General features: G+C 51.1%; 12 protein-coding genes. 1 reads left to right on the top strand and 11 read right to left on the bottom strand.

The features are described from left to right. The 7 genes from VFG09_11360 to mtnA form a co-directional block, all read right to left on the bottom strand. On the bottom strand, window positions 1-210 hold a 210-nt coding region (locus tag VFG09_11360), incomplete at its 3' end, for a hypothetical protein (GenBank protein HET6515748.1). A 302-nt stretch (window positions 211-512) separates the two neighbouring features. Further along, complete coding sequence (locus VFG09_11355) at window positions 513-1,040, bottom strand: hypothetical protein (GenBank protein HET6515747.1); 528 nt, start codon at window positions 1,038-1,040, stop codon at window positions 513-515. Window positions 1,041-1,056: 16 nt separating this feature from the next. Then, window positions 1,057-2,064 (bottom strand): M56 family metallopeptidase, encoded by a 1,008-nt coding sequence (locus VFG09_11350; protein ID HET6515746.1) that lies wholly within the window; start codon window positions 2,062-2,064, stop codon window positions 1,057-1,059. A gap of 49 nt (window positions 2,065-2,113) precedes the next feature. After that, a complete protein-coding gene (locus VFG09_11345; GenBank protein ID HET6515745.1) occupies window positions 2,114-2,362 on the bottom strand; it encodes a hypothetical protein in 249 nt (82 codons plus the stop codon). Window positions 2,363-2,409: 47 nt separating this feature from the next. Beyond that, window positions 2,410-2,919 carry an AmmeMemoRadiSam system protein A gene (amrA, locus tag VFG09_11340; protein HET6515744.1) on the bottom strand — a complete coding sequence of 170 codons (510 nt, stop codon included), beginning with the start codon at window positions 2,917-2,919 and terminating at the stop codon, window positions 2,410-2,412. Then, window positions 2,916-3,890 (bottom strand): polyprenyl synthetase family protein, encoded by a 975-nt coding sequence (locus VFG09_11335; GenBank protein HET6515743.1) that lies wholly within the window; start codon window positions 3,888-3,890, stop codon window positions 2,916-2,918. Before VFG09_11335 ends, amrA begins: the two co-directional genes overlap by 4 nt. Then, complete coding sequence (gene mtnA, locus VFG09_11330) at window positions 3,880-4,956, bottom strand: S-methyl-5-thioribose-1-phosphate isomerase (protein HET6515742.1); 1,077 nt, start codon at window positions 4,954-4,956, stop codon at window positions 3,880-3,882. Before mtnA ends, VFG09_11335 begins: the two co-directional genes overlap by 11 nt. A gap of 306 nt (window positions 4,957-5,262) precedes the next feature. Between mtnA and VFG09_11325 the strand changes: the two genes are divergently transcribed. After that, window positions 5,263-6,885: a methyl-accepting chemotaxis protein gene (locus VFG09_11325; GenBank protein HET6515741.1), complete on the top strand. Its 1,623-nt coding sequence runs from the start codon at window positions 5,263-5,265 to the stop codon at window positions 6,883-6,885. Window positions 6,886-6,972: 87 nt separating this feature from the next. On the opposite strand, the gene VFG09_11320 is transcribed toward VFG09_11325, so the two are convergent. From VFG09_11320 to VFG09_11305, 4 genes are all read right to left on the bottom strand, one after another. After that, complete coding sequence (locus VFG09_11320) at window positions 6,973-7,428, bottom strand: hypothetical protein (GenBank protein HET6515740.1); 456 nt, start codon at window positions 7,426-7,428, stop codon at window positions 6,973-6,975. Window positions 7,429-7,519: 91 nt separating this feature from the next. Beyond that, window positions 7,520-8,788 carry a cation diffusion facilitator family transporter gene (locus VFG09_11315; GenBank protein ID HET6515739.1) on the bottom strand — a complete coding sequence of 423 codons (1,269 nt, stop codon included), beginning with the start codon at window positions 8,786-8,788 and terminating at the stop codon, window positions 7,520-7,522. Window positions 8,789-8,922: 134 nt separating this feature from the next. Then, a complete protein-coding gene (locus tag VFG09_11310; protein ID HET6515738.1) occupies window positions 8,923-9,327 on the bottom strand; it encodes a CBS domain-containing protein in 405 nt (134 codons plus the stop codon). A gap of 31 nt (window positions 9,328-9,358) precedes the next feature. After that, a partial coding sequence (locus VFG09_11305; protein ID HET6515737.1) for a DsrE family protein occupies window positions 9,359-9,596 on the bottom strand: 238 nt, incomplete at its 5' end.

The raw sequence follows: 9,596 nt of genomic DNA, 5'->3' as shown, positions 1-9,596 counted from the left end.
AAGATAGGCCTCTGAGGGTCTCCATCCAAAGGACACGAGATGCCGCACCATGCCCATGACCGCACCGCCAGCCTTCTTGGCAAGGAACCCCACGATGGTCGCTATCGCGATGAACGGCATGGCGACCACATAGAGCAGTCCTACAAAGGGTCCCAGGATCAATGCAAGGATCCCGCCTCCAGCCTTCTCCTCCTGATGGTAGGTATGCATCTACTCCACCTCCTTTCTCCTTCTTCTTTCTCCCCTTTTGAGTATCACTCTACCTGAAAACCAAGGCGAATGTAATTGGCGGCTATTCCTATTTTCCTGGGAAATTATTCCTAGAGAGTCCTGGATCCTTATACAGGTATTTCGTTCGACTGGTTAATATAGTTTATACACTATAATCCGTACATTCATCTCCTGGTGGGACAATGGAAAAAGTGCGGATGGGAAATGAGGAGAATGCCAAGGTGCTATGGCAAGGCCTTAGCCCTTGGCGCCTGAGGCCCTCGACAGGACTCCAAAGGTTCTCAGCGAATCATGCTTTCGGCGAGGCGGGTGAGATCAGAGGCGACCGATTTCATTGTTACTGTTATGCTATATTGTCCTTCCTTCCATGAGATTTTGGAGCACGGTTCTTCGTTTTTGCAGACACCGACCTCAAGATCGGCGTCTCTTCCTTTCAAGGGATACCTTTCTCTCTCCTTGGTCTGTACCATGACTATCTGTTTATCCGGTCTGAAGCTTTCAGAAGCCGATTGAACTATCGTGAGGGCAACCTCTCCCTTCTCCCTGTCCCTGAATTCCATCACGATGGCGCGATAGGGGCTCGTCTGTGCAAGGACGCTCGATGGGGGCCAGGCAAAACGCTGCGGGAAATAGGATGGGACATAAATCTCCGTAAACTGTAGTTTCGTCCTGACCTCATCGATGCTCCCGTATCGCTTCAGGAGTCCTCCTTCAATGATCGAGGGCATCCAGTTCAGGATCTTAAAGAGAACAATCACTGCAGAGACGGTTGCCGCAAAGGCAGCAAACGAGAGAAATTTCCTGCCCATCCTCACCTCCCTGTCTTCATACTACGAAGTAGTTGATTATGGCCACGGCCGCAAGGGCCATGGTAAAGGGAATCAGGCCCCTCTCCCCAGTTTGGGGCTGCCTTGTCTCAAGTCTTTTGACCCTGCTCTCCAGATGGATGTTGTGGCTGTGTTCCTCAAGAGAATCCCGCAATCTGGAGAGTTGACGGGACTGCGAGAGATCGCCATCCCCTGGTTCTCGATAGATCTTCTTGAGGGTCTCGGCGAGGGCATGCGGATTACTCGTCAGGGAGATCGCCCTGTCATCACAGATCTTCTCCTCGTCCTGAATGGCCCTTCTGAATTCCAGAAGGACAATGGGATTAAAAAACATGATGATCCGCAAAAAGAAAACAGCGATGAGCAAGGGCCTCTTGTTCCTTTCGATATGGGCCATCTCATGGGCGACGGCAGCCTTCATCTCTTCAAGGTTCAACATCATGATCAGCCCCTGGGACAGATAAATTGCGGGGTCTCTACCGGTGGAAGAGAATATAACAGCTTCCTCATCATCAAGAAGATACAGCGGCGGCTTTTCTCCCGGCAGGGCGTCGAGCACTTCTCTGACGAGGGGGTTGGCATCTCCCGGAAAATCTCCAGAGGTATCGTCTCTTGACTCAAGGGTGTGTCGAACAACAGGGATCATCTCCTGCACAAGGAAAATCACCGCAACGAGGAAAAGGAAGAGAAGAAAGGGCAAACCCAAGGGGATTTTTCCGATCAATTCGATTTGGAGCCATCGGTTGCTGTCGAAAAGCGTACTGAGCCTGAAGGCCATGGAACCTCTTTCGTGGTTTATTGCCTGATAGACGGGGAAAGAAAAGATCGGAAAGAGAATCACAATGAGACGCAGCCTCTGTATGATCAGGGGGTCGCTGATCTTCCATATGCGGACCGCCCGATCGATGATTATTGCCGCGATGAGCGAGTGGAAAAAGGACTGCGAGACATACATGCCGGGCCAGGAAGTTAAAAAAAGCTCGATTCCATAGCTTATTCCGGACATGGTTTCTCGTTACCGCGCATCATGAGAATCTGCCATACCAGGGACCTCGCTATCGTGCTTCTTCGAGACCGGCTTTGGCCCTTGCGTCTTGGGGATCAAGGCCGAGTGCCTTTTTGAACTGTTTCTTCGCCCTCATGCCGAGACCGATTTTCAGATAGAGAAATCCGAGGTCAGTTGTATGCTCGGCCTTCCGGGGTTCAAGCTTGATGGCCTGGAGGAGCAGCGCTTCTCTCTTCCGTCCCCTGCCGAAAGTGCTCCCTGAGTGCCATGTTCCGTGGGTCGTCTGCAAGTCTCCCATGAAGATCTTCAACGTCTCTGATGAAGTCGCCGGGGGGGAACATCCATTCAATGGTATCTCCTGACTTCAAACCGGTAAATCTCTGCGCATTCATGTGCGGATATGCCTGCCTTCATCTTTGCGATCCTGATCTGGTCCTCTGCGGTATCCACTCCCTCGAGATCAGGAAGGAGGAGGCCCTTCCTGCCTCCGCTCACAACAATGACCCCGAACCGCCGGGGATCGAGTTCCTCTATCCCTGCCACCTTTTCAGGAGGGGAGAGCACATCTACGGTAACGGTTATGTCCTTCAGTTCATCGGCCTCCACCGGGAAAAAACGATGGTCTTCAGTCGCTGCAGCCACCGCGTTCCGTATGACTTCTTCGGCCACATTCTTATGGCACGGCATGAACGTCCCTACACATCCCCTGAGTTCGCCGTGTGCCTTGAGGCATACAAAGACGCCGGCCCTTTCCTCCATCTCAGGCACACGGTCCTCAGGCGGAGAAATAACGGTCTTCTTTGTCACGTACTCATGAACGGCCTTCTTTGCAAGTTCCACTAAGGGGTGCGTCACTTCTCTCTCGCGAGGGCGAATTCTGAGAGTCTCAGGAGCGTCTCTTTTTCCGGAGAAACGGGGAAGACGGAAAGTTCATCTCTTGCTTCGGCAACGAGGCCCTTCGCGATATTGAGCGACTCCTCGAGCGCACTGTACTTCTTGAAGAGCTCCATGATCCTTCTCAGATCACTCGGCACGAAAGACTCACTCTTGACAATACGTCTCACCTCTTCCTTTCCCGCATCTGATGCCTCTTTGAGGAGATAAATGAGGGGAAGGGTTATCTTGCCTTCTTCGAGGTCCTTGCCGAGCGTTTTCCCAAGGTCCTTCTCGTTGGCCATATAATCGAGGAGGTCATCGGCTATCTGAAATGCGATGCCCGTCTTCATGCCGAACCTCGCAAGGGCATCTTCCTGCTCCTGAGGCAGGCTCCCCAAGATGCCGCCAATCCTGCAGGCAGCAGAGATGAGGGCGCCGGTCTTGGACGCGATGATCTTATAATAGTCGTCAAGGGTTATGCCGGGGTCTGCCACCCTGTTCAGCTGGATGAGCTCACCTTCCGTCATGGCGGTTATCGCCCCTGACAGGGCCTCGATTATCTTCAGACTTCCTTCCCTGACCGCACATTTCAGGGCGTTCGCGTAACAATAGTCCCCAACAAGGATGACGACCTGATTCCCCCAGAGGTGATGGGCCGCAGGTTGTCCTCTCCTGATTTCAGCACTGTCGACGACGTCATCATGAAGGAGTGATGCAGTATGAATTGCTTCGATGATACCAGCAAGCGATGTCCGATTCTTGCCCCTGTAGCCTGCAAGGTCGGCGCTCATAAGCAGGAAGAGCGGTCTCAGTCTCTTGCCTCCTCCCCGTATGATATGTTCGCCAATCACGGGGATGACGAAGGCATCGCTCGAGAAGATCGCCCGTAAGCTGTTCTCCACAAGCTCCAGTTCAGCCGCGTAGGATGAAAAAATATCGTTACCCTTCATCGGAGTCCATCACATTCCCGATATCCTCCGGGCGGAAGATGCCCTTTTCTGTAATTATAGCAGTAATGTATTTTGCGGGTGTTACGTCGAAGGCCATATTCCTCACGTGGACGCCCTCAGGTGCAATTCGAACCGATCCCCGGAAAGGCTCGGAACCTCCGGCAGAGACCATACCGCAGAAGTGCGTGACCTCCGAAGGGTCGCGTTCCTCAATGGGGATATCATCGCCCGTTGCGATTGACAGATCTATGCTGCTTGTGGGAGCAGCGACGTAAAAAGGGATCTTGTGCTCTTTCGCAAGGACAGCAAGGGGATAGGTGCCGATCTTGTTTGCCACGTCACCGTTCCTCACGGTCCTGTCGGTGCCGACGATAACAAGGTCGATCTCTCCCTTCTTCATGATCGCACCGGCAGAATTGTCGGTGATAAGGGTAACGGGAATGCCCTCTTCCATCAGTTCCCACGCCGTCAGTCTCGCACCCTGCAGCACCGGCCTTGTCTCGTCGGCAAAGACCTGAATCCTTTTGCCCTGTTCCCTCGCTACAAACATGGGGGCCGTCGCCGTTCCGTATCCGCCTGTTGCCAAACCTCCTGCATTACAGTGGGTGAGGATGGTATTGCCGTCTCTTATCAGTTCTGCTCCGAACCGTCCAATGGCCTTGTTTACCTCGACATCCTCGAGGAGAATTCTGTTTGCCTCTTCCACGAGGAGATCCTTGAGCCCTGAAACCTCAACATTACTCCTGTGAGCGAGGAACTGCTTTAGCCTTTCAACGACCCAGCGTATATTCACCGCAGTTGGCCTTGTCGAAAGCATGGTATCGAATATCGGCTCCAGCTTGGTCACAAAATCTTTTAAATCCAAGGCCTTTATGCTCTGCGCTCCGAGGGCAATGCCCATTGCTGCAGCAATGCCGATGGCCGGCGCTCCCCGTATCCAGAGTCTCCTGATGCCCTCAGCAACAACGTTGTAGTCTGTGCATTCGATGAACTTCACCTCACCGGGAAGCCTGCTCTGGTCGAGCATGATCACCTTCCCATCCTTCCATGCTATCGCCTTAATCATTCAGGCTCTCCTCCGTCGCGATCTACAAAATATGGTGACAGGAAACACCCGCATCCGTGGTCACAACCGGTGTAAACCTTTTCCCGTGGTTCAAGACCGTCTCACTCCGGGGCACTTTGGATGAACCGGATCTCATAAGGTAAATTCTCCGGCCTCTTATTATATCCGATAGTCTCAATTTTTTCTTTGCATATTCATACGATCCGCAGAGTCCGCATCCCTGGCGTATCCCCTTGGGTCCCCTGAACACTAAAGTTTTTTCTCCTCAGGACGATAAGACTCTTAAGACTTTTCAGGAGGTGTGAGATGAAATATAAGAATCTGCCGATTAAATGGAAAATTCTTCTTCCCGTCGTGGGTATCATGGTCTTCACCGGGATATTCTACACCCTCATGAGCGGGAACATCACGAGAAGTATAGTCGCAGAAGAGAACAAACGGAGCATGGAACATCTGTCCGAGACCATTTTCGCGGTTGTTACGCAATACATGATCTCTGACAAGTTCGAGGAAAACAAGGCCAGATTTCTTCAGCACATGAACAAAATGATCCCCGTATCCATGATCAGAAGCGAGAAGCTCGACAGCCAGTTCAGCAGGAAAGGCGCTGAAGATTACGCAAAGACTCCTGAGGAAAAGGAGGTGCTCCAGTCAGGCAAGACCGCGTTCCTCGTGGAGAAGATCAAGGGAGAACCTTATCTGAAGGGCATTTTCCCTTATAAGAATGTTACCGACTACATGGGTATAAACTGCGTTGGATGTCACGTGCAGGGGGCAAAGGATGGCGATATCCTCGGCGCCCTGGAGATCGGAGTCCCTCTCACAGGAGTGGAAGCAGCCCTTTTGCGGTCAAAGCTCATCATTGCCGGGATATCGGCAGCCCTTACACTCCTCACTATCTTCATCATCTTTTTCATTGTCCAGACCTTTGTGGTAAAACCGCTGAACCCCGTGGTGCAGGTGGTCGAAAGGGCCTCGAAGAAGGACTTCAGCAAGGTGCTCACGGTGCTGTATAAAGACGAAATCGGAAATTTGGCGGAATCGATCAATGTCATGTCCGGAGAACTGGCAGGGACCATGAAGAATGTTGCCTCGGTTTCCAAAGACCTGTCTGGGAATGCCGACGCCTTGAAGAGGGCGATTGAGCAGTCCCTGGAAGGTGCGAAACAGCAGGCTGCGCAGGCGACGCAGATAGCGACGGCTTCTGAAGAGATGTCGCAAACCATCACGGGCATTGCCCAGAGCGGATCAAAGGCCGCGGATCTGTCCTCTGAGGCCATGGGTGCAGCGAGGAAGGGGAAAGAGGTCGTCCAGGAGTCTGTCGGAAAGATAGAATCTGCGGGCCAGTCCACGAGAGAGCTTGCCTCAATGATCGAAAGACTCAATGCAAGCGTCACCGAAATAGGCAATATCATCATGGTCATCAAGGATATCGCTGACCAGACGAACCTCCTTGCCTTGAACGCTGCTATCGAGGCAGCCCGCGCCGGCGAACAGGGAAGGGGTTTTGCTGTTGTGGCAGATGAGGTGAGGAAGCTGGCCGAAAGGACGACGAAGGCCACCGGCGAGATCTCTCAGAGAATCTCCGCTGTTCAGGAAGATTCGAGACAGACATCGGAATCCATGGACAACTCTCTTGTCTATGTGAACGATGGCGTCACCTTTATGAAGAACGCCAGAGAGTCACTGGAACAGATCGTACATTCCGTTCAGATGACATCTGATGAGGTGTCGCAGATAGCTGCTTCCGTAGAGGAACAGTCAGCAACGGCAAGCGAGATAACGCGGAATATCGAAGATATCTCGGTCATCGCCCAAAAGGCCAAGCATTCCACAGAAGACCTCCTGAGCGTTTTCGAGAAGCTGAACGGCTTCTCCAAATCACTCAATGGAATGGTTGAGGAGTTTACCTTTCTCGAAAAGAGATAGGGAGGATTCACTTATCGCGCAGAAGACTTGACGATCACTTTTCAGAAGACCCTGCTCCGGCTCAAAGCAGGGTTTTCTTTTATCTGATCATCTTCTCCAGCCTGCCCATGCGGGAATACCTGCGTTGTCCCTAAGGACAAGGGTGCTGTCTCCCTTTTTCACTTCCGCAGCTATTATCGCGGGCTTGCCTGAGATGGTCACCCTCGATCCCTTTACCTCGATCTTGTCGCCTTTCTCGATCTTGGTATCGAGCCTTTCGATATACCATTCAGGACCGAGATGCACATCCATGGTTTCCTTTTCAGTCTTGAGCATTATGTGGATTCCCGAATACATCCCCTTCATCGGTGTAATCTTGTCTACAGATTCAACTGTGCCTGATATTGTTTCAACTGTAGCCGGATTATACATCCTGTTATACTGCGAACCCATGCCCCAGCCGCCGCTTCCACGCCAGCCTCTCCACGCTGCAAAGGTCAAAGAAGATGTAGAGATCATCGAAACTACTACGAGCAAGATCACAAGACTGTTTTTTGTTCTCATAACTGTCTCCTTTCGAGCCGGATGTTATTTTTTTTTGCCTATCGGCCTTCTCCCTGCTCGACCCAATTAGGGTCAGTGTTGGGGACGAGGATCACATATCTCTTGTGCCCGCTCCCCTTTCTGAAGCGCTCCCTACCAGGACCTTTTCAACCGTTTCATCTGTCCTTTGTTGCTCCTCTAACAGGGCTTTCAAATGTATCAACTTTGTATGTCTCACCTTGACCTCGGCATCTGATAGGACATGGTCAGGGCCTTTTCCTGCAAAATCTTCTCTCGTGTAAATGACATCCACGCCCTTTTCCACAAGGAATTCCGCCAGTTTTATCCCCTTCCTTTTGTCAAGCGTTGCATGAGGATTTTCGAGCACTTCTTGCGACCTTAGAATTCCGTCCGGAATACTTTTGTCCCACAGGGCGACAAAAGGCGCACTGCCAAAGTGCTCTGAGAGATCACCCTGCCGATTTTCGAGGAGTGCGGAATATCTGAGATAATCTTTTTTCTCAGGCTCATAATGGATAACAACCCTTTCTACGAACTGAATGCGGCGCTTTATTTCTCTTTCGATGGCCTCAGCGACCGCATGGGCCTCCTTCAATCTCTTCATGCCTAAGGTCAACTCCAAGTGGACGAATATGAACCTTCCTGAATTTCTTGCATTCAGGGAGCTTATGTCCTTCACTTGGGCGAAGCTCCTTGCCGCTTCTCTGATTTCATCCAATGTCTTTTTATCCGCCGAGGCATCAAGGAGGCTCTTCATTGAATCCCTAAGGATCTCATAACCTGCCCTGATCACAAACATGAGAATCACAAGAGCCGCCAACCTGTCTGCACCAGGATAGGAGAGACGCGAGCCTGCGATGCCCACCCCCACAATGGCGATAGGACCAAGGTCTGCCTTCCAGTGCACGGCATCAGCCATGAGCGAAGGGGAATTCAATTCTCTTGCGGTCTTCAATTCATATCTGTAGAAAAGGAGAACCGGGATGGTCATCAGAAAGAGAATCACCAGGGTAACGTCGAGATTCCGGAGGGGGGAAGAAGGCGGACGATAAGTCATTTTTGCAATCTCGTAGGCCGATATAAATATAAAGATCCCCGTGAGCACCGCCGTGACATTTTCGACCTTGTACAATCCCCACGGAAAACGTTCGGACTTCTTCGCTGCAAGGTGGATGCCTCCGATCACGAGTAGGCTGCTGATCACGTCTGTGGCTGAGTGCACAGTCTCGGCAAGGAGAGCGATACTTCCGGTGGAAAGATAGAGAAAGAATTTTGAGACCATGAAGGATACATTGAGCCCGAAAGACATGAGGGCAAGCTGCTTATCTTCATGAATTGCAGTCGATTGTTTGTTTTCCATCTTGCTCATATCTTAATATGGCCGCTCAAAAAGGATCCTTCTGCTGGTTATCGAGGACGCCGAAAACAAAATGGACCCCCCTCAGGGAATGAATGAGGTTGTCACTTTCATGTATGGTTTGCCTCCCTCGATATCTATTTCGCTTTCGCAAAGGACTGATACAGATCCGGTTCAAGATAGGTGTCAATAATCTCGAGCCTGCTGACAATTCCGAGGAATTTCTTGCCTTTTACGATCGGAATAATGGGGAGATTATATTCAATCATGGTATCCAAGAGCTCTTCCACCGGTGTCTCTGAATCTGCAGTCCGGACGTCCCTCGACATTATTTCCGAAGCGGTAATACGTTCCATATCCGTCCCTTTTTTGATCGATTTGAGAACGTCTAAAGCCGTTATGATACCCATAACCTCAAGCCGTTCGTTCACTACGGGCACGCCGGGACAACCTGTTGACATGAGCTTGAAAACAACTTCCCTTCCGCTCTTGTCTGCCTTTATTGCAGACCTGCTGCACATTATATATTTTGCTTTAATCATCTGCATATCCTCCTTTTCCTTTGCCTATCCATTAAAACGTCAATCCTTCCCTCTCGAGAAGCATTTCAACCAGAAAAGGACCGGGTTTGGGCTCAGAGTTCGGCACGAGCTCCGCCTTGTCAAGTTCATAGTGTTTGACGCACGAGGCACATATATAAAATTTCACTCCGAAATCATCAATCAGCGTCTTTATAAGGTCAGCGATGGGTGAGAATTCATCCTTCTTCTGCCACGTTAGTGTTTCTGCGAACCCTTTTTTCGCAAGGAGA

This window comes from Thermodesulfovibrionales bacterium, from assembly GCA_035686305.1.
Classification (GTDB): Bacteria; Nitrospirota; Thermodesulfovibrionia; order Thermodesulfovibrionales; family UBA9159; genus DASRZP01.
Note: the sequence above shows the minus strand (reverse complement) of the source record. Positions and strands in the feature narration are given on the sequence as shown.

Coding starts and splice junctions, on each gene's coding strand:
- mtnA (HET6515742.1), bottom strand. CDS start 4,956: ATGATTAAGGCGATAGCATGGAAGGATGGGAAGGTGATCATGCTCGAC.
- VFG09_11335 (HET6515743.1), bottom strand. CDS start 3,890: ATGAAGGGTAACGATATTTTTTCATCCTACGCGGCTGAACTGGAGCTT.
- VFG09_11310 (HET6515738.1), bottom strand. CDS start 9,327: ATGATTAAAGCAAAATATATAATGTGCAGCAGGTCTGCAATAAAGGCA.
- VFG09_11345 (HET6515745.1), bottom strand. CDS start 2,362: ATGGGAGACTTGCAGACGACCCACGGAACATGGCACTCAGGGAGCACT.
- VFG09_11325 (HET6515741.1), top strand. CDS start 5,263: ATGAAATATAAGAATCTGCCGATTAAATGGAAAATTCTTCTTCCCGTC.
- VFG09_11350 (HET6515746.1), bottom strand. CDS start 2,064: ATGTCCGGAATAAGCTATGGAATCGAGCTTTTTTTAACTTCCTGGCCC.
- VFG09_11355 (HET6515747.1), bottom strand. CDS start 1,040: ATGGGCAGGAAATTTCTCTCGTTTGCTGCCTTTGCGGCAACCGTCTCT.
- VFG09_11315 (HET6515739.1), bottom strand. CDS start 8,788: ATGGAAAACAAACAATCGACTGCAATTCATGAAGATAAGCAGCTTGCC.
- VFG09_11320 (HET6515740.1), bottom strand. CDS start 7,428: ATGAGAACAAAAAACAGTCTTGTGATCTTGCTCGTAGTAGTTTCGATG.